An 18,483-nucleotide genomic window follows, 5' to 3' on the forward strand; every position below is an offset into this window, starting at 1 on the left:
CATACAGGTGAACCCTAATTAAATGTTTTGTAGTTACTCAATAATTCTTGTCCAATATACCATATTCTGTTAATATAAAGTTTAGATGCGTTCGCCCTGGCTCCCTGGTGCGTCGCTATTAGATTGTCGGTCTTTTTTGAAGATTGGCTATGGCGACACACCTTACGGAAAACTTAAAAATCCCAAATCCAAAATGGTATTATAAAACTTCATTAAGTTTGCAAGCAATAGTAAGCAATGGTAGTATCATATAGTCAGAAGGTCAACAAGCGAGAATTATAGCGATCGTTAAAAAATGGAGAGTCTAAATGCAACTAGCAGAGAGACACATCATTAAATCCACCGAACACCGTTTTATTGAAATTGATGTACTAGCCTTTAAATCCAAAAATTTGTATAACGCCGCTAACTACATTATCCGTCAAAGTTTTGTTTACGGATGGGGTTATATCAATTACAACGAAATGAATCGTTTGATGAAATCTCATCAAGCATACAAAGAATTGCCAGCCAAGGTAAGTCAACAAATATTAATGATATTAGACAAAAATTGGAAGTCTTTTTTTGAAGCAGTCAAAGCTTACAAAAATAACCCCACAAAATTTAGCGGTCGCCCGAAATTACCGAAGTACAAAGATAAAGTCAAGGGTCGGAATATTCTAGTCTATACGATTCAAGCCATTAGTAGCAAGGAACTCAAGAAAGGAATTATCAAGCTTTCCGGTACTAATATTTTAATTAAAACCCAGGTCAAACCAGAGAAAATTTGTCAAATTAGATTAGTGCCAAAATGTGATTCCTATGTAATTGAGGTAATTTACAATGCCTGTACTCAGCCGGAGCCCACCATCGAAAACAAAAAAGAATTAGTAGGTAGTATCGATTTAGGATTGAATAATTTAGTAGCGCTAACTTCAAATCAGCCGGGGTTTGTCCCTTTACTGATAAACGGGCGACCACTCAAATCAATTAATCAATTCTACAACAAACGTAAAGCACAACTGCAATCTCAATTAAAAGGAAACCGCTGCTCGTCATCACGTCTTGGGCGCCTAACTCGTTGCCGCCATCAAAAAGTTGATAATTACTTGCATCATACCAGTCGCCAGATAATCAATCTGCTCGCATCACAAAAGATAGGGATGCTAGTAATTGGCAAAAACTTACAATGGAAAAATGAGATTAATTTAGGCAAGAGAACCAATCAAAACTTTGTCAATATTCCTCATGCTCGGCTAATTGAAATGTTGAAATACAAAGCTGAATTGGTTGGAATAAAGGTAATAGAGCAAGAGGAATCCTATACTTCCAAATCGAATTTTCTGAATTTAGATCCAATTCCTGTCTACGGAAATATTGGATCTCAGGATGTCACATTTAGCGGTTCGCGAATTAAGAGAGGATTGTACAAAACGTCGTTGGGTCGATTGATTAATGCCGATGTTAATGGGTCTTATAATATCTTAAGAAAAGCAATCCCAAATGCTTTTAGCACTCTTGATAGGGAGCTGTGTAGCTCAGCCGAGGCGGGTTAATCCGCTCAAAGTGAAAGCGAAAGGGGAGGGACTCAATGCCTCCCATGTCATGTAATAGATGACTATACTTTTACCAGCTATAGCCTAACGGCTCGGAGACCGGCTTGGTGGCTCGGTTTCCGGGGGTTCGGGAGCCACAGTCGGTGACTCAGCAGCCGGAGGATTCAGCGATTCCTCCCAAATTTTGATTTGCGATCGCGCTTGCTCAAAAGCCCGAGAACCGGAGGGAATTTTCTTTAAAGTCGCGATCGCCCCAGCCAGATCCGACGACGATTGTTCCACACCCATCGCCAAAATTCGCTGGCTCCACTCCTCGATCGCCTCACTAGCCTGCCAGCGGAGCGAACTCGTATCGGGTACCTGAAGGGCTAGCGTAATTGCTGCTTGCAAGGAGTCAGCAGTTCCCGCTTGGGCGGCCTGACGGGCGCTCTGCAAGCCTTGCTCGCCCTGCAATTGAGCTTCCCAAGTCCGAATGTTCGATCGAGCTTCCTCATATAGCACCCGTCCCGATCGAATCCGGCGTGCCATCTCAATGGCCTCGGCCAAATTACCCCTAGCCGCTAGTTGCTGAGCTCTCTCCAAAAACGGCTGGTCTTGAAGGCGCTGTCTTCTCTCGATCCAAGCTTGAATTTTGGTTTGAGCTTCCCCGTAAAGCGCTCTTCCTTGGCCGATCCGAGAAGCTTGAGCTACGGCTGCTTCCAGAGAATTTGGATCGCCGGTAGTCGCTAAATCGTTAGCTCTTTGCAGGTACGGACTGTCTTCTAGCAGTTCGATTTGACGGCTCAAGCGATCGATTTGAGTCCGAGCTTCCTTAGAGCGGGGATTTGATTCCGGGACTGTTTGCAATTGGCTGATCGCAGCCCTCAAGTCCTTGACCCCTCCCGGCGCTGCCAGCCTACTTGCCAAATCCAAAATTTTCACATCAGCCATTTCTTGCTGCCAGCGGCCGACTAAATCTTGAGCTTGTTTGTACAAAGGGCGGCCGTCTTTCAACTTTTGAGCCAGATCGATCGCCTTAGACAAACCATCAACAGAGCCGGTCAAAGCCTGAGCCGTAGCCTGAGCCAATTCGTTAAAATCCTGTACTTGTTCCTTTAAATTTGCAGCCTCTGGAATCTTGTTAGCGATCGAGATCGCCTGCTGCCAATCCCCTGCTTGCAAGCGTTTTTGGGCGATCGCCATCACTTTCTTGCTAAATTCCGCGATCAGCTTATTGGCAGCTTGATACAAATAACTCTTTTGATCGATGCCCTGAGCCAGTTTAATCCCCGTCACCAGATTGTCCAGCCCTCCCTCCGAGGCTGTATTTCTGGCTTTTACCAACTTATTGCCCTCAGCCTTTGTCGTCTGAATTACCTTAGTGAGTTCCTCATACTTCGTCGATTCCCAGAAAGTATTTCCCGTATCCAACAGCAGAGTAGCTTGGCGGAAAGCCAGCCCCCACTCTTCCTGACGCAAGTGGTCTTCTGCCGTGCGGTAAAGTTTCTCTGCATCGCTCCATGTTGACTGCCACTTTTCAATCTGCTGTCGCACCGTCGCGTAAGCGGGAACGTCTTGAGGAACCTTGCGGGCGATCGCGATCGCCTCATCCAGCTTTCCTTCTTGGAAACTAGAATTTCCCAACCTGAGAATATCCTGCGACCAGCGATCGATCTGACCGTTAATTCTCGATCGTAGCGGGTGATCTTGGGGCAAAGCGTTCACTAATTCGATCGCCCGCAGCAAATCATCCGCCGTCCGCTTGCTGGCTGCTTCTTGAGCGCAAAAAAAGCGATCGTTAGCAGAAGCCGTCGGCCAAAAAATCTTCGAGCAATTCGACTGCGAGGTTAGGTTTAGCAAAGACGAAATTGCCACAAACCCCATACCCACCGACATCAGCAAACTCACCGCCAGCCAAAACTGCCATTTTTTCGACCAGAAGCGCCACAGCCGATAGGGGTCACGTGGCGGTTGCGAGTTTTCTCCAGACTCTTTCGGCTGCTGTTCCAGATGCCCTCCCGGCAGTTTTCCTGAAGTAACCAAATCTCGGATTTCTTTAAGTCGCTCAGCGCGATTTTTCCTGGCTGGAATTGGCACTAGCGAGGAAGTATCCTTTTTTGACTCCAAGGATTCTGATGCAGACCAACGGCCTGGTGTTTTGCGATCTTGACTCATAAATCTCCGCTCACCACAAACAGCAACCAGCCAGTGTTAGTTATTTTAAAACTGCGATCGCTGATATCCACTGCTCTATAGAATGTATCCATCACTTTTACCAGAAAGAATTGGTTTCAAGCCTATCCCTTATGGGGATAATTTAAAAGAAGATTATTCATTACTCCAATCCACTTCCTTCTAGGTAGAGGTCAACTGTCAACTGTCAACTGTCAACTGTCAACTGAATGAAATACTCCTGCAGGCGGAACACTGCAAGAGCCGTAGCTTGCGGGGCCCGACGCCATCGCCCACAACGCCCCAAACAAAATTTCGTGATTAGTTGACATACTCACCGCCCTAAAAGTGCGGTGATTCTTGACGCTTCACAGGGGTCTGCTACCGAAGTAGTCTTACGTCCCCTCTGCGCCCGTTTAGAGTCGTGGCAATGCCCTATCCCGACTTTTTCTATATTTCTCGCAGCATTCAAATCCCTGTCTTGCTGAGTGCCACAATTAAGGCACAACAGCGAACGAATAGAGAGGTCTAATTTGCCCCACTTAAACCCGCAATCTGCACACACCTGACTGGTAGGTTCCCAGCGACTAATTACCCTAAATTCCCTGCCTAGCTGTTCAGATTTAGCCTCACACAGTACCCTAAACTCATACCATCCTTGCTGACTAATGCTAAGCGCAAGTTTGCGATTCTTGACCATGCCAGACACGTTCAAATCTTCTAAAACAATTACTTGGTTTTCGTTAACTATTTTGCTTGACAGTTTGTGCAGGAAGTCTTTGCGCGTGTCTGCAATTTGGTTATGCAGTTTGGCAATTTGAAGCCGGGTTTTATTTCGGCGTTTTGAGTCTTTGAGTTGCCTTGCTAGCTTGCGTTGAAGAGAGCGAATTCTTCGGTCTAGCTGCTTGTAGATTGGGCTTTGAGCTGATGTTCCATCACTCATTACTGCAAAGGTTTTAATGCCCAGATCGATGCCGATGCTGTGGTTTTTGGCTTCGACTAGATCGGGATTAATCTCTACAACAAAGCTTAAGAAATAGCGATTGGCACAGTCTTTGATAACGGTTACAGAACTAGGAACTGACGGCAATTTCCTAGACCAGACTGGATTAACAACTCCAATCTTGGCTAAATAAACCCCATCTCCCTTGATTGAAAACCCCCCGCGAGTTAATCTTGCAGACTGACTGTTTGCGCGCTTTTTGAAATTGGGATAGCCGCTTGAGCGCCCTTTTCTTTGTCCCTTGCAAGACTCAAAGAAGTTTTTAAACGCTGTCTCTAAGTCTGCTATTGACTGTTGTAAGGGGATTGCCGATACTTCACTCAGCCATGCCCTCTTTTCTGTTTGCTTACCCTGAGTGATTATTAGTTTCTGAAGTTCTGCTGATTTGGGTTTCTTTTCAGATTGCTTGCAAAGTGCAAGTGCATCATTCCAGACCACTCGAACACAACCAAATAATTGAGCCAAGCTCTGTTTTTGTTGGTCGGTTGGATAAAATCTGTATTGATACCTTGCTTTCATTTTTTTACTTTTGTTCTTGCTCTATTATACTAGGTTTTGCCAAAAAAGTCAGGAATAATTAAAGCCGTCCTATAAGGACGGGGCTTTAGACCCATTGTCCCGATAGCAATGCTTGAGGAACTTCAACATCACATTGCAAAGTGAGCATGGCATAGTAACCAGATGCTCGCTTCACAATACGAATTTGCTTAACTTCAAACCCCTCTAAAATCGGGCGCGATAGATGTATCTTGACGGGGCCAATCTTAGGCAAATTAACCCAGTCTGCACCCTCAAAACGTTGAACGGATTCTAGGTTTAATTGCGGAAACACAAATGAGCGCATCGGCTTTTTAAACCTAGGAAACCCGTGCCCCCGATCGCACATCGCCACAAACGCTGCCTCTAAGAAAGCGCAACACCTGTTGCAAGACATGGGTATGAGGTAGCTTCAGTTCAGGAATCAACTGCTTTGCCTGGGAAAGCGTTTTGCACGCTCCGCGCAAAGGTTGGACGGGGTGCATCAGCGGGGATAATGTATTCCTGCCGGATGCTGCATGAGTTGACATCACACTTACGGGAGTTCACCCAATCCTTCCGTTCTCGCAATGCAAAGTTGTAGACCTTGCGGCAGATAGTCAGCCACTGGTCGATAGTTTCGCGTTGTGCGTCGGTGGGAATGAGTTTGTATTCGTAGGTGAGATTCAACATTGCACCATTTTACAACCAGCCTGAATAAATAATATTCCGTTTATTCAAATTCCTCGACGTAGAGTTCTAGGCGACTGAAGTCGCCTCCGGCTTATCCCCAAGTCGGTCGCCAGGGGCTTGCTCCTGGTTTTTCGGTCATCCCCAACTCGCACTCAATAGAGCCAATTACACATTATGGTCTCAAGAACCGGAATTCGATCGCAAATCGCCAATTAGTTCGGCAAGTTCGTCGCTGTTAGCCTTGTAAACCTCATTGCAGAAATGGCAAGTAGCCTCAGCCCCGCCATCTTTTTCGATCATGTCTTGGAGTTCGGCTTCGCCCAACATTTTCAGAGCTCCCAAAACTCGATCGAACGAACAGCCACAGTGAAAGCGCACCATCTGAGTTTCCGGGAAAATTTCCAGGCCCATATCACCCAGCAACTCTTCCAGAATCTGGTGCAGCGTTTTGCCCGATTGTAGCAACGGCGTAAAGCCCGACAGTGCAGTCACCCTAGATTCTAGAGTTTGCACAAGTTCTTCATCCGTCGCCGCCTTCGGCATAACCTGCAACAGCACGCCCCCAGAAGCTTGCACCCCCGCCGCCCCCACAAACACCCCCAAAACCAGAGCCGAAGGAGTCTGTTCCGAGGTTGCCAAATAGTGAGTCAGATCGTCCCCAATTTCGCCGGAAACCAATTCTACCGTACTTGAGTAAGGGAAGCCGTATCCAGCGTCGCGCACCACATACAAATAGCCGTCACCGATGGCGCCGCCGACATCAAGTTTGCCTTTAGCATTGGGCGGCAATTCCACTGAGGGATTGCTGACATAACCTCGAACCGTCCCATCAAGTCCCGCATCAACCAGAAGTCCGCCTAGGGGCCCATCTCCTTTGATGCGAATGTTGACTCTCGATTCGGGCCGCTTCATGCTGGAAGCGAGTAACAGCCCTGCTGACATTGTGCGTCCGAGGGCTGCTGTAGCGACGTAGGAGAGCTTGTGCCGCCCTCTTGCTTCTTCGGTGAGGCGGGTGGTAATGACGGCTACAGCGCGAATTCCACCATCTGCGGCTGTAGCGCGAATTAATTGATCGGCCATGAAAAACCTGACTTGTCTTTTGATACTGCTGGAACTATTTTAGAAGTTCTTGAAGGTTGTCGCAGCAAATGGTCAGTTCGGAAGGGCGATCGAGCTTCACGACTCCTCAGGGTGCGGGGGCTGCGACGCAATGCCGTTTTATTCTCATCATATAAAAATTGCGTTGCTTAATCAGGGTATGAAAAAAAATAAGTTGAAAATCCCCAAGCTTTGTCGATACTGGTTTCTATGACTGGCATATTTAGCCTTTCATACCGTAAATCAGCAACGCCTGGTTTTTGGCGAATATTCGATCGCGCGGGACATTCCTGCACGCTGTCACGCATTTACCGCTGTTGTTCGCTGGCTCAGATTTGAAGAAGCAGTCACCGAACTTGATGATGTGCAAGTAATTCCCGAAGTCGAAAGCAGATGGCTTTAGATTTTTAGACTGAATAAATTGCTCAATTAATCACCTTGAAAGTTTAAGAGTATGTGATATCAAATTTGCATTTAACTCAATACGCTTGGTTAGTATTTTTTGGTCGTTGCAAGGAACAATCTTATGAACTTGAGCCGTAGGAAAGCAATCGCAAAGTCTATTTTATAGATCGTTATTTTATCTATATTGAAAGTCTTAACTGAACCGTATTGGGATTCAAATAATGTTTAAAATTTAAGCTATTGAGCATTTAAATTACATATTCCGACGATACTCTGAGCAATGTCACACTCATAGCTTGAGTAATTGTTGATACAGAATTTGAATGTAGATAAAGCTTATACTCCCGCTAACCTAACGATCACCTAACCTTTACCTGGGTCGGTTAGAGTGAGATCGCTAGGTCTCACACTAATGTTTTTTAGCTGGAAATAACGGATATGCCACCAACATCGAAAGCACTTTTAGCGGAAGTCCAGCATAACACAGGAGCAACTCGAAACTTGCATTTTTATGCAAAGGGCGAAACCATTCCTTTAATGTCCCAAGGCCTTTGGCGCGTCTGTCAAGGTTTAGCACAACTGAGTACCCTTTATCCCACCGGAGAAGAAGGACTTTTGGGTTGGGTGGGGCCTTCGATGTGTTTCGGTTTGTGGTTGACTTCCTTGCAGACTTACCGAGCTACGGCAACATCAGACGTTTATTTGATGTGGTATTCTATGGTGGAAATTGAAGCTTCTCCTCAATTGGCTCACGAGTTGTTGCCTCAAATGGTGCGGCGGCTGCGACAAATGGAATCAATTTTGGCGATCGCCGGACAGCGCCGAGTAGAAGACCGTTTGTATCAACTTCTGCTATTATTGCAACAGGACTTCGGTCAGCCTGTGGTTGAGGGAACTCGTTTGAGCATCCGCTTGACACATCAAGATATTGCTAATACTATTTGCACGACTCGCGTAACGGTAACGCGAATGTTGGGAAAATTGCAGCAGCAAGGGTTAATCAGTCGAGATGGCGATCGGCATTTAATACTTAATAAAGGTGTTTTTGCGTCCACCTCCGATTTGTTTGGCTGCAACCCTCAAGCAGTCTAGAACCGACATCTATCTATTCGCATCTACACTCTACATAAAGTCTTCGAGTATTGGCTATCAAACCCCACTGCATGAGAATTGTTGGTCTCGATATTGCTCCCGCGATCTACAGCAATACCTTTGCAGTCAAAAAAGATATAATTAAACGGTGCATCTACTTAAACAATAAACCAATGGCTAACTCAACTCCAGAAACACCAAAACCAGACAAAAAAGAATTAACTGATATCACAGCTAAACCTCAAGAAAAACAAGAAGAACCGCCAAATAAGGGTGACGGGCGGCAATAGATAAAACGGCGGTTGAAACCGCGTCTATACCGTCTTATTCATGGGCTTGTTTTAGCGGAAATAACTTGACAAATTACTCAGCTTGTGTATTGCCGTTGGTCGATCGCAACTTCGGCTTGGACGGCTGTCCCCGCCGTCCATCCAGAGAAACCACCTCAGCCTCAGAACTCTCCCTAGCCACCCGAATCAGCAACCCCGACAACAACAAACTCGCCACCATCGAAGAACCGCCATAACTAAAAAACGGCAGCGGCAAACCCGTAGTCGGCAAAACCCCCGTCGCCACCCCAATATTCAGCAGCGACTGTCCCACCATCACCACCATCACCCCAATCGCCACCAACTGAGACTCAGCATTCCGCGCCCGCATCGCCACCCTCAAAGCCACAGTAGCGTAAGCCGCCAACATCAGTAACAGCGAGAAACCTCCCACCAAACCAAACTCCTCAGCAAACACAGCAAAAATAAAATCGCTGTACTGAATCGGCAAATAAAATAACTTTTGCTGAGACATCCCCAAACCAACGCCCCAAATCCCGCCAGAACCCACAGCCAGCAGACTTTGAACCAACTGATAACCATCCTGCATCGCATCAGCCCAAGGATTGAGAAAAGACATAATCCGGCGGCGCTGATATTCCTTAAAACTAATACTTAAAACCGCCAACAGCATTCCCCCTATAGCCGTTCCACCCAACTGCAAGTAAGGTAAGCCCGCCGCCAAAGCCACCAACCACAAAGTCATCCCGCACAAAGCCGTGGTACTCAAATTCGGCTGCAACAAAATGCCCAACAGCATCGCACCAAAAATTAACAACCAAGTAAACCGAACTTTGTTTGTCAATCGAGGCCAGTTGCCGAAAATGCGGGCGCTTTGCAGAACGAAAAACGGTTTAATCAACTCAGAAGGTTGAATAATCGGCACCGGGCCCAAAGATATCCAGCGAGTTGCGCCGTTGACTGTGGTTCCCACTCCCGGAATTAAGGTCAACCACAGCACTCCCAGCAGCACCAGAATTCCCAACTGAGCTGTTTTCATCAGGTAACGCAGGGGGGAGTAAACCATTAAGTTAAAGCCCGCCAGCCCGATCGCCACTGCGATTAGTTGCCGCTTAAAATAGTAAAGGCCGTCTCCCAATTCGGAATTGGCAATGGGATAGGAAGCTGAAAACAATGCTGTCAGCCCTACAAACAGCCACAAAAAAGTCAGCCACCGCAGCCATCGGGCCTCCGCAGCCCATTGCGACGCGCTGGGGTCAAAAAATGGAATGAAGCGTCGAATATCATTAGTCATTAGTTATGAGTTATGAGTTATGAGTGCGAGCTTAAGAGCTCGCGAACTTTATCATTAGTTAAGCTGTTGTGCATTTGAATTTAATTTGGGGGCGGGCTAGAAGCCCACCCCACAAGAATTTCAAGAAACAAGATTGTAAACATCAGATGCACGCCAGCTTAATTCGCGGTGGTCAAAAACCGGGTTTTTTAGCCAAATATTTGCTTAAAACCCTCAATGTCGATTTAAAAACCCGGTTTATTTGTGGGCGAGTGCATAAGTCTTATCAGCTAATTAGCATTTAAATTGCACGTCAAGAAATAATCAACCTCTTGTGGGGTGGGCTTCTAGCCCGCCTCAAATATCCAATTTTAATGTGGAACAGCCTAGCTAAAATCATAACAAACAAAAAAAGAGGTCGATCGCGACCTCTTCCCCTCTATCAATCCATTCTCGGATTTTAAAGTAAGCCAGTATTAGCTCCGGGCTTACCGGTAGCCAGTTGCACTTTAATAATTCTGCCGCCCATTTTCATAATTCTTTGCTGTTCCCGGAACCAGTTGTCATAGGGAACGAGCTTAGTAAAATAGGTATTTTGCAATTCGCGCTGAGTGCGGATGCGAGTTTGGCTGGGGACGCAAGCAGTCACTTTAAACATTCTCATGGGAAACAAACTCCTGAGTAGGTTTACAGATTTTTAGATGGATTTTAAAAAGATTGAAGTCAGGGAGTTAGGAGTCAAAACTAGCTCGTTAAAACTCGTCGGGCGTTCTCGACTGGCCTTTGACGGTCTAGCAATCACTCTCAATTTCCCTGACTTCTTTCAAAGCTAAAGGTAATAAGTCCAAAGTTAAAAGTTAAAAGTTAAAAGTTAAAAGTTAAGAGTTAAAGGAGGTAAGAAATAAATCTTCTTCCTTCTTCCTTCTTCCTTCTTCCTTCTTCCTTCTTCCTTCTTCCTTCTTCCTTCTTCCTTCTTCCTTAGATTTAGCTCAAGCCAGAGCAGATGTAGTCGAAATAGACGCCCATTTCTTTACCAGCGTCAGAACCGACCAAACCGGCGGTGACTTCTTTCATTGCTTGGATTGCTTGTACGGTAGAACCGATGGGCACGCCCAAGGAGTTGTAGGTTTCTTTCAAACCGTTGAGCACGCGCTCGTCAAGGATGGAAGGGTCGCCAGCTAGCATGGCGTAGGTGGCGTAGCGGAGGTAGTAGTCCAAGTCGCGAATGCAAGCTGCATAACGACGAGTGGTGTACATATTGCCACCGGGACGAGTTACGTCAGAGTACAACAGAGACTTAGCAACTGCTTCTTTGACGATTGTGGCTGCATTGGCGCTGATGGCGGTAGCGGCGCGGACGCGCAGTTCACCAGAAGCGAAGTAGTTCTTGAGCTTGTCTAATGCGCTGCTGTCCAGGTACTTACCTTGAACGTCAGAGGTATTGATAACGGCGGTAATTGCGTCTTGCATGGTTGTCTTGTTTCCTAGAAAGTGGCTGAGTCAGTCCAATTTTGGAGCTAGAATTTTAGATTTGGGATTGGGGATTTGAGATTTACAAGTAGTTGATTATCTGCAAAAGCTTTTGGCTTGTTATCAGTAACCCTCGATTGTTCAATCAAAAATCTATAATCAAAAACCTAAATTCCTTACTGCATCGCACCGATAACGTAGTCGAAGTAAGAGGAAGCTTCGGAAGCATCTTCTCCAGAGAGCAGCGAAGAAGCTGCATTTTTCATAGCGCGGACGCCTTCGGCAACTGCTGCAATCGGGGTTCCGAGAGAGTTGTACATTTCGCGGACGCCGACAATACCGATTTCTTCGATCGGAGTAATGTCGCCAGCTACGATTCCGTAGGTGATCAAACGCAGGTAGTAATCCAAGTCGCGCAAGCAAGTTGCGGTCATTTCTTCGCCGTAAGCGTTGCCGCCGGGAGAAACAACATCAGGGCGCTTTTGGAAAAGTTGGTCGCCGGCTGTTTTGACGATACGTTCGCGGGATTCGCTCAAAATTTGGGCGATGCGGACGCGGCGTTCACCAGAGGTGACGAAGCTCTTGATGCGGTCTAATTCGCCTGGGCTCAGGTAACGAGCTTCAGCGTCTGCGTTGACGATTGATTTGGTGACGATACTCATCTTGTGTGTACCCGCTGGATATTTTGCAATTGCGAACTGCTCCGCGTTGAACTAGCGACGTTCGGGCGCTTTCATCCCGTACCTTTCGCTTCGCTGGTGGCTGGAGCTTTGACGGGGAAGGGTGGACTTTCCACAGCCTGCAACTGCTGAAGTTGTTACCGGGTGTCTGCCTTCGCTGTTTGACGACGCTCGTTCTTCACGCCGGTGCGTTTTTTTGTGGCCGCACTGAGCCTGTCGCTTAGAATACCACAAATGATTGATGCGATCTTTAATCTACGATCGAGATTGCAGCAGATCCGTAAGTGGCGATCGAGTGACTGTTCGGCAGTTAGTCAGGATATTGCTTCTCTAACGCAACTACCTCTCGCAAGTATTTTGAGGCATTATGTTCACATTCTGAGTGTTACCGTAATAGTTTGTAACATTCCTTTTCATTTTTGGGCCCTCGGTGGCGTCTAATTCGTTAAAAATTCAAAGTCAAGAAATCGCTAAAATCTTATATCAGCAAGGATTACAGCCATCGAACCTTCAGCGGCTTGTCCCGAAGGCGACGGCGCGAGGCTAAAAAACTTCTGTGTCAAACAGAGGTGCGGAAGACTGAGGGGTGACAGGTGTCGATCGGAAATGGCGACTTTTAAGCTTGTAGCTAAATTTGACTCTCGTCCAAAAACGGATACAAGTTTCCCACACTCGGACGCGGAGCAACCCAAATTTTAGATTAAGGTGCAATTTTCCAGACTCATCGGTGAAATCTAAAATCCAAAATCTAAAATCCAAAATCGATCGACTCTCACTTTTAACCAGGTGCGCCGTGAAAAGAAATCTATCAGCCCTTAAAAAAGCTTTGCAGTTTGGGATTAGCGGTGCTGTCGGCGGTTTCGCCGGCAATCTCATCACTGAACCTTTCATGCACCATCTCAATGATTCAACATCTGTTTTTGACAGTGTATTGTCCACATCTCGCTGGTTTGGATTGGTAGGCGGCGGAATTGCTACTGCAATTATGTTCGGCTACTATTACTATATCAAAGGCAAGCCCCAAATCAAACAATCTTTAAAAAATGGCGGATTGTTTGGTGTAATTGCGGGGGCTATTTCTGGAGCAATCGCTGAAGGTATTTTTAGCGGGATTGGCGATGGCGAAAACGAAATATTGCGAGTGATTTGCTGGGGAATAGCTGGCGGTTTGTTAGGGCTTGGACTTTCTAAACGAATTCCTAATTTAGGAATGCTGCGCGGCGCGGGTGGTGGCGGTGTGGGGGGTCTTTTGGGCGGTTGTTTGTTTATTCTGTTTGCTTATACTTTATCGGGTACGGCGGGCCGTTTAGCTGGCTGTGGTGCGATCGGCTTTTGGATTGGAATTATGCTAGTTGTGGCCGAAACTTTGTTTAACAAAGCTTGGCTGGTAATTAGTTACGATAGCGGAACCAATCGCACTCTGACTATTGGTGCGGAACCGGTGACTTTTGGTAGCGATGAAAATTTGTCTATTATCTACATTCCTCATGTTTCGCCTTTAGCGATGCGGTTTCAATTGGAAGGGGGTCAAATTGTTTGCGAGAATTTTGATAGCGGGGCGGTGAGTTATTTGCGATCGGGCGACCAAAAGAGAATCGGTAACTGTACAATTACAGTTGGAAACTCTGACTTGCCTACTGCAACTTCCGCTCGGGTTACGCCGACTATTTTATCACAAGCATCGCCAGCCAATGCTTTTGCCAACGGTCAATTTTTGCTGACATTGGGAAGTCGAGTTATCCCTCTGACTGCGGGTACTCAGCTATTCACCTCTGACATCCCGAGTTTAACGGCTACGGCGTCTAGCGGCGTGGTAGCGCTGGTGAATTCTCGATCGCCAAACGAGCTATCCTTAGGATTGATCAATTTGAGCGATCGCTCTTGGTGGGCCACAGACAGTCAAGGCGACATGAAAATGATTGAACCTGAAAGTACCGTGACTTTGGCCTTGGGAACTAAAATCGAATTTGGTGAACTTGAGGGCGAGATTGTCGGAAGCTAAATAATCTTAAATCCGTATCCCCATAGGTTCGTAGTGAGGACTTTAGTCCTCTAAGGATCGCGAATTAAATAATTTACACTCTTAAAAGTGGTATGGGCGTCCCGCCCGTCCTTTATAGACGGGCGGGACGCCCATACCACAATAATTAAAATTGTAAGTTATTTAATTCTCATTCCTAAGAAATGATGCGGACTAAAGTCCTAACTACGAACCTTTTTGTCCTCTAAGAAATGATGCGGACTAAAGTCCTCACTACGAACCTTTTTGTTTTATAATAAATGATGCGGACTAAAGTCCTCACTACGAACCTTTTTTATGGCGGTAAATTAAATTGCCGATAATAAATTCAAGCCGAACTACCGCTAACACCAGTAATCACAGCCGCCCCAATCAAATGAGCCAAACGCAAAGCTTCAGGAACCTTACCAGTATCAGTCAAACGCTGGAGTACCAGTGCAATTACTTCCGGTTGTTCGCCGCACACTTGAAAAAAGAAAGGTTCAAAAGCGTAAATTTTGCCAGCGCGGCGCAACAATTCTAAACGGTATTCCGAATCTGAGAAATGACCGAGGGCTTTTTCAACAGCAGCTAAATCTGGTTGGCGGCGCATGACAGCAACGCAAGGAATTTGCAGCCGCGATGCTAACTTGGGAAGGTCAATAATATTGAAGCCGCCGAAAGCAATTCCGTCCAACAAAACGAGATGCAATTGCGGTAAAAATTTCCCTCCTAGCAGTAGCTGACAAATTACGTCGGTGGCATCTAATCCGTCTGGGAGGACTTGTCCCCAGACCATTCCTTCAAATCTAGTCCCCCCGCAGACCACGCCTGCGATCGACACCAAACTACTGCTGGTACGAGAAAACGGAGCGTCGTCAAAGCCAATAACCTTAATTGTGCGATCGAGTCTGAGCAATTCTGCTAGTTTCAAAGCAGGGACTTCCCTAAACTAAAAATTTTGACATTAATTTGACTTTTACATATTATCATAGACTTTAAAGACTCGAACGCTAATATCAATTTTATATGAAGCTGCTCCTGAATTCGCTCCCACTTTAATTAAGTAGGGTGGTTTTATTATTAGATAGGATATATAAAATATAAAACCACCAAAAGTAGCGCTCAAAGGTCGGCTCGCGTTTGGGGCAAGGCACGTAATTTCGATATTAGCACTCTTGCCTAATATTATAAAGAGCGCCCAAGCACAACTACGTACCTAAACTGTCAACTGTCAACCCTCTCTTCTACTTAAAAAGGTTTTAAACTCTTGTCTCAAAAATACGTAGCAGCAATAGATCAAGGAACCACCAGCACCAGATTTATCATATTCGATCGCCTGGGACAGATAATTTGCAGCAACCAACAAGAACACCAGCAAATCTATCCACAACCGGGATGGGTGGAACACAATCCCGAGGAAATTTGGCGGCGAACCCAAAGCGTAATTAAAAATACCCTGGAAATCGGTAATATCGATGCGAAAGATATTGCAGCCCTCGGCATTACCAACCAGCGCGAGACTGCTATTGTTTGGGATAAGAATACGGGAAAATCCTACGGAAATGCGATTGTTTGGCAAGATACCCGCACTCACCAAATTTGTACTAGCTTAGCAGAAGTTGACGGCAAAGATCGATTTAGATCGCGCTGCGGTTTACCGCTAGCAACTTATTTCAGCGGCCCCAAAATTAAGTGGATGCTGGACAATATCGCTGGATTGCGGGAAGCGGCGAATCGAGGTGATGCGATTTTTGGCAATGTCGATTCTTTTATAATTTGGCATATGACAGGAGGCACGCACATTACCGATGTTACCAACGCCAGCCGCACAATGCTGATGGATTTGCAAACCCTCGATTGGGATGCGGAAACTTTGGAAATCATGGGAATTCCCCGCCGGATGTTGCCAGAAATTCGCCCTTCCAGTCAAGTTTTTGGACTTGCAAAAGGATTGCTCGAAAATGTTCCGATTGCTGCTGCTTTGGGAGATCAGCAGGCAGCTTTGGTTGGGCAAACTTGTTTCAGTGTTGGGGAGGCGAAAAATACCTACGGTACGGGCTGTTTTATGCTGCTGAATACTGGTGAGGCGATCGTCCCTTCAAACCACGGATTGCTGACAACAGTCGCCTACAAGATGGGAGAATCGCCCGCTGTGTATGCTTTAGAAGGCAGTATTGCGATCGCCGGAGCATTAGTCCAGTGGCTGCGCGACAACTTGGGCATCATCAACACATCTGCGGAAGTAGAAACATTAGCAAATACCGTCGAAGATAGTGGCGGAGTTTACATTGTACCTGCTTTTTCTGGACTCTACGCGCCCTATTGGCAAGACAGCGCGCGGGGAGTAATTGCAGGTTTAACTCGCTACGCAACTAAGGCACATATTGCGCGCGCAGTATTGGAAGCGACAGCTTGGCAAACGCGGGAAGTATTGGATGCGATGAATCAGGATTCTGGGGTGCAGCTTTTATCTTTAAAAGTAGACGGTGGGATGGTGGGAAATCACACGCTAATGCAGTTTCAAAGCGATGTTTTGGGAGTGCCTGTGGTGCGGCCTGTGGTAGCGGAAACTACTGCCCTGGGTGCGGCTTATGCGGCTGGTTTGGCGGTGGGTTTTTGGAGCCAACTAGCCGAATTGCGGGATAATTGGGCGGTGGATTGTATTTGGGAACCCCAAATGTCGATCGCACTTCGGGAGCAAAAATATCGGTTTTGGAAAAAAGCAGTTACCCGCACCTTCGACTGGGAAGAATGAATATATAGCCTTTCGGGCGGGCTAGAAGCCCTACCCACAAATAGAATAAAAATTAACTCTTTGTGGAACAGGCATCTTGCCTGTTCCGGTTATGGATTTAGTGCTATCATCAAATCTAGCAGTAATTAGAAAATTGCAAATAAATGATTTCGCCAAATAACTTAAAAAAAATTCTCACCCTCATCCTATTAATACTGACACTGGCATTTGCAGAAATTGCCACTAATTCCCAAAGTGCGATCGCAGATACAGCGACAACTCCGCCAACCGCAACCGCCCCCGAAGTCTTCAGCACCAACTGTGCAGGCTGTCACATCAACGGTAGCAACATTATCAGGCGCGGCAAAAACTTGAAACAAAAAGCCTTAAAAAAATACGGCATGGATTCAATCGCCAATATTTCAAATTTAGTAACCAACGGTAAAGGCATTATGCCCGCTTACAAAGATCGTTTGTCGGAACAACAAATTATTGATGTTTCCGCCTACGTGTTATCTCAAGCCGAAACTGATTGGAAATAAGAAGGACTAAAGTCCTCACTACGAACCGAACCTTCGTTGGAAGTATTAAATATGAAAAAAAATGATTTTTGGCGCCAGATTATAACTATTATTAGCTTGTGCTTGTATCTAATCCTAGCTATTAGCCCGCCCGCCTTCGCCTCAATTCACAAATATCCAGAAAGAGCAGACAGAGTAATGTTCCGCTCCGTACAAAGCCTGCGCGACACTCATGATAGAGCATGGCAAGTGGTTTTGTATAAGCGAGTACAGTCGGGATTGGTAAACTCCTTTAACCTGAGATTAGTAGGATTTCCCGGAACAGAATTGCAGCATCCTGTAGCGCTAACTGTTGCTGCGGGCGATCGCAAAATTGGTAAAGCCAAGGATATTTGGAGCGAGTCGGATTTGCCGATCAATGTCGGAGAATATGATTTTAAATCAATAATTATACAACTGGAAAGCAATCAACCTTTAAGGTTGAGTTTGCCTGTGAAAGGTGAAAAAGAAACTGGGTTGCTGGTTCCTCCTTTTGGTGTCAGAGAATGGCGACTGTTGTTAAATACCAAGTAAATATACTTGTTTTATCCGGTCTAAAGTTAAAATTCCTAGAGTTGTGTGTATCAAAAGCTACTACCCTCAAGTACGCCTTAAGGTAGATTTAACCGTATTTCAAGGTAATTTTGAAACAAACTCAATGTAGAGTTGGTCAAGTGATAAAACTCCATTGTTTATAACGTGCGTGTCTTCAGGGTGAAATTACTATGAGTTTAATCAGTACAATTGTCCGAAAAGCTTTGGAAACGGGTTATTTAACGGTTGAGGCCGAGGAACTGTTGCGCCAGCAGTTGCAGATGACTAAGTACGGTTTAGAAGATTTTGAGGCTTTTATTACCTTGCAAACTGAGGTGATGGAAGGTAGGGTAAGACAGCAGGCTTTGGAATTATTGCGATCGAATAACTGTTCTGCTGCTGTGGCTTGAGTTAAGTGCGATCGCGCTTTTGGGTAGATCGCGCTTT

The 18,483-nt window shown here is 45.9% G+C and carries 19 protein-coding genes and 1 pseudogene; 9 read left to right on the forward strand and 11 right to left on the reverse strand.

What is annotated here, in order from left to right; genetic code table 11:
- The first annotated feature begins 308 nt into the window (after positions 1 to 308).
- A pseudogene (locus tag JGK36_RS20225) lies at positions 309 to 1,590 on the forward strand (RNA-guided endonuclease InsQ/TnpB family protein).
- Positions 1,591 to 1,619: 29 nt separating this feature from the next.
- Here JGK36_RS20225 and JGK36_RS20230 read toward each other — a convergent pair.
- From JGK36_RS20230 to JGK36_RS20250, 6 genes are all read right to left on the reverse strand, one after another.
- Positions 1,620 to 3,689 (reverse strand): hypothetical protein, encoded by a 2,070-nt coding sequence (locus tag JGK36_RS20230; protein ID WP_293175692.1) that lies wholly within the window; start codon positions 3,687 to 3,689, stop codon positions 1,620 to 1,622.
- Between the two features lie 331 nt (positions 3,690 to 4,020).
- Complete coding sequence (locus JGK36_RS20235; RefSeq protein ID WP_293175695.1) at positions 4,021 to 5,208, reverse strand: transposase; 1,188 nt, start codon at positions 5,206 to 5,208, stop codon at positions 4,021 to 4,023.
- Positions 5,209 to 5,293: 85 nt separating this feature from the next.
- Positions 5,294 to 5,623, reverse strand: a complete 330-nt coding sequence (locus JGK36_RS33930; RefSeq protein WP_325314819.1) for a hypothetical protein — start codon at positions 5,621 to 5,623, stop codon at positions 5,294 to 5,296.
- Between the two features lie 20 nt (positions 5,624 to 5,643).
- Positions 5,644 to 5,898 (reverse strand): helix-turn-helix domain-containing protein, encoded by a 255-nt coding sequence (locus JGK36_RS33935; RefSeq protein ID WP_293175697.1) that lies wholly within the window; start codon positions 5,896 to 5,898, stop codon positions 5,644 to 5,646.
- A 180-nt stretch (positions 5,899 to 6,078) separates the two neighbouring features.
- Positions 6,079 to 6,978, reverse strand: a complete 900-nt coding sequence (gene hslO / locus JGK36_RS20245; RefSeq protein ID WP_293175699.1) for an Hsp33 family molecular chaperone HslO — start codon at positions 6,976 to 6,978, stop codon at positions 6,079 to 6,081.
- Positions 6,979 to 7,145: 167 nt separating this feature from the next.
- Positions 7,146 to 7,304 carry a hypothetical protein gene (locus JGK36_RS20250; protein ID WP_293175701.1) on the reverse strand — a complete coding sequence of 53 codons (159 nt, stop codon included), beginning with the start codon at positions 7,302 to 7,304 and terminating at the stop codon, positions 7,146 to 7,148.
- A 535-nt stretch (positions 7,305 to 7,839) separates the two neighbouring features.
- Between JGK36_RS20250 and JGK36_RS20255 the strand changes: the two genes are divergently transcribed.
- Together JGK36_RS20255 and JGK36_RS20260 are read left to right on the forward strand one after the other, a co-directional pair.
- Entirely contained in the window at positions 7,840 to 8,493 is a 654-nt protein-coding gene (locus JGK36_RS20255) for a Crp/Fnr family transcriptional regulator (protein ID WP_293175703.1), read from the forward strand.
- Between the two features lie 71 nt (positions 8,494 to 8,564).
- The gene (locus tag JGK36_RS20260) at positions 8,565 to 8,783 is read left to right on the forward strand and encodes a hypothetical protein (protein ID WP_293175705.1); all 219 of its coding nucleotides are present in this window, start codon (positions 8,565 to 8,567) and stop codon (positions 8,781 to 8,783) included.
- Between the two features lie 73 nt (positions 8,784 to 8,856).
- Here the strand turns inward: JGK36_RS20260 and JGK36_RS20265 are convergent, their stop codons facing one another.
- The 4 genes from JGK36_RS20265 to apcA form a co-directional block, all read right to left on the reverse strand.
- Positions 8,857 to 10,077 carry an FtsW/RodA/SpoVE family cell cycle protein gene (locus JGK36_RS20265; RefSeq protein WP_293175707.1) on the reverse strand — a complete coding sequence of 407 codons (1,221 nt, stop codon included), beginning with the start codon at positions 10,075 to 10,077 and terminating at the stop codon, positions 8,857 to 8,859.
- 439 nt (positions 10,078 to 10,516) lie between these two features.
- Positions 10,517 to 10,720 carry a phycobilisome linker polypeptide gene (locus JGK36_RS20270; protein ID WP_006634929.1) on the reverse strand — a complete coding sequence of 68 codons (204 nt, stop codon included), beginning with the start codon at positions 10,718 to 10,720 and terminating at the stop codon, positions 10,517 to 10,519.
- A gap of 320 nt (positions 10,721 to 11,040) precedes the next feature.
- The gene (apcB, locus tag JGK36_RS20275; protein ID WP_293144548.1) at positions 11,041 to 11,526 is read right to left on the reverse strand and encodes an allophycocyanin subunit beta; all 486 of its coding nucleotides are present in this window, start codon (positions 11,524 to 11,526) and stop codon (positions 11,041 to 11,043) included.
- Positions 11,527 to 11,702: 176 nt separating this feature from the next.
- The gene (gene apcA, locus JGK36_RS20280) at positions 11,703 to 12,188 is read right to left on the reverse strand and encodes an allophycocyanin subunit alpha (protein WP_265234273.1); all 486 of its coding nucleotides are present in this window, start codon (positions 12,186 to 12,188) and stop codon (positions 11,703 to 11,705) included.
- Between the two features lie 252 nt (positions 12,189 to 12,440).
- Between apcA and JGK36_RS20285 the strand changes: the two genes are divergently transcribed.
- Positions 12,441 to 12,647, forward strand: a complete 207-nt coding sequence (locus JGK36_RS20285) for a hypothetical protein (RefSeq protein WP_293175709.1) — start codon at positions 12,441 to 12,443, stop codon at positions 12,645 to 12,647.
- Between the two features lie 352 nt (positions 12,648 to 12,999).
- The gene (locus JGK36_RS20290) at positions 13,000 to 14,208 is read left to right on the forward strand and encodes a hypothetical protein (protein WP_293197827.1); all 1,209 of its coding nucleotides are present in this window, start codon (positions 13,000 to 13,002) and stop codon (positions 14,206 to 14,208) included.
- Positions 14,209 to 14,554: 346 nt separating this feature from the next.
- On the opposite strand, the gene JGK36_RS20295 is transcribed toward JGK36_RS20290, so the two are convergent.
- Positions 14,555 to 15,139 (reverse strand): DUF99 family protein, encoded by a 585-nt coding sequence (locus JGK36_RS20295; protein WP_293175713.1) that lies wholly within the window; start codon positions 15,137 to 15,139, stop codon positions 14,555 to 14,557.
- A gap of 336 nt (positions 15,140 to 15,475) precedes the next feature.
- Here JGK36_RS20295 and glpK point away from each other — a divergent pair, with 336 nt between their 5' ends.
- The 4 genes from glpK to JGK36_RS20315 all read left to right on the forward strand — a co-directional run bounded on the left by glpK (position 15,476) and on the right by JGK36_RS20315 (position 18,446).
- Positions 15,476 to 16,963: a glycerol kinase GlpK gene (glpK, locus tag JGK36_RS20300; RefSeq protein ID WP_293197828.1), complete on the forward strand. Its 1,488-nt coding sequence runs from the start codon at positions 15,476 to 15,478 to the stop codon at positions 16,961 to 16,963.
- A 143-nt stretch (positions 16,964 to 17,106) separates the two neighbouring features.
- Entirely contained in the window at positions 17,107 to 17,484 is a 378-nt protein-coding gene (locus tag JGK36_RS20305; RefSeq protein WP_293175717.1) for a c-type cytochrome, read from the forward strand.
- Between the two features lie 51 nt (positions 17,485 to 17,535).
- Positions 17,536 to 18,036, forward strand: coding sequence for a DUF3122 domain-containing protein (locus JGK36_RS20310; RefSeq protein WP_293175719.1), 501 nt, complete (start codon positions 17,536 to 17,538; stop codon positions 18,034 to 18,036).
- Between the two features lie 191 nt (positions 18,037 to 18,227).
- Positions 18,228 to 18,446, forward strand: a complete 219-nt coding sequence (locus tag JGK36_RS20315) for a hypothetical protein (RefSeq protein WP_293175722.1) — start codon at positions 18,228 to 18,230, stop codon at positions 18,444 to 18,446.
- The last annotated feature ends 37 nt before the right edge of the window (positions 18,447 to 18,483 follow it).

The sequence above is a fragment of the Microcoleus sp. PH2017_35_SFW_U_B genome, from assembly GCF_020737865.1.
Taxonomy (GTDB): domain Bacteria; phylum Cyanobacteriota; class Cyanobacteriia; order Cyanobacteriales; family Microcoleaceae; genus Microcoleus.

Bases quoted from the DNA above. Each gene is read 5' to 3' on its own strand.
- JGK36_RS20230 (WP_293175692.1), bottom strand. From the start codon at position 3,689: ATGAGTCAAGATCGCAAAACACCAGGCCGTTGGTCTGCATCAGAATCC.
- JGK36_RS20235 (WP_293175695.1), bottom strand. From the start codon at position 5,208: ATGAAAGCAAGGTATCAATACAGATTTTATCCAACCGACCAACAAAAA.
- JGK36_RS33930 (WP_325314819.1), bottom strand. From the start codon at position 5,623: ATGTCTTGCAACAGGTGTTGCGCTTTCTTAGAGGCAGCGTTTGTGGCG.
- JGK36_RS33935 (WP_293175697.1), bottom strand. From the start codon at position 5,898: ATGTTGAATCTCACCTACGAATACAAACTCATTCCCACCGACGCACAA.
- hslO (WP_293175699.1), bottom strand. From the start codon at position 6,978: ATGGCCGATCAATTAATTCGCGCTACAGCCGCAGATGGTGGAATTCGC.
- JGK36_RS20250 (WP_293175701.1), bottom strand. From the start codon at position 7,304: ATGCGTGACAGCGTGCAGGAATGTCCCGCGCGATCGAATATTCGCCAA.
- JGK36_RS20255 (WP_293175703.1), top strand. From the start codon at position 7,840: ATGCCACCAACATCGAAAGCACTTTTAGCGGAAGTCCAGCATAACACA.
- JGK36_RS20260 (WP_293175705.1), top strand. From the start codon at position 8,565: ATGAGAATTGTTGGTCTCGATATTGCTCCCGCGATCTACAGCAATACC.
- JGK36_RS20265 (WP_293175707.1), bottom strand. From the start codon at position 10,077: ATGACTAATGATATTCGACGCTTCATTCCATTTTTTGACCCCAGCGCG.
- JGK36_RS20270 (WP_006634929.1), bottom strand. From the start codon at position 10,720: ATGAGAATGTTTAAAGTGACTGCTTGCGTCCCCAGCCAAACTCGCATC.
- apcB (WP_293144548.1), bottom strand. From the start codon at position 11,526: ATGCAAGACGCAATTACCGCCGTTATCAATACCTCTGACGTTCAAGGT.
- apcA (WP_265234273.1), bottom strand. From the start codon at position 12,188: ATGAGTATCGTCACCAAATCAATCGTCAACGCAGACGCTGAAGCTCGT.
- JGK36_RS20285 (WP_293175709.1), top strand. From the start codon at position 12,441: ATGATTGATGCGATCTTTAATCTACGATCGAGATTGCAGCAGATCCGT.
- JGK36_RS20305 (WP_293175717.1), top strand. From the start codon at position 17,107: ATGATTTCGCCAAATAACTTAAAAAAAATTCTCACCCTCATCCTATTA.
- JGK36_RS20310 (WP_293175719.1), top strand. From the start codon at position 17,536: ATGAAAAAAAATGATTTTTGGCGCCAGATTATAACTATTATTAGCTTG.
- JGK36_RS20315 (WP_293175722.1), top strand. From the start codon at position 18,228: ATGAGTTTAATCAGTACAATTGTCCGAAAAGCTTTGGAAACGGGTTAT.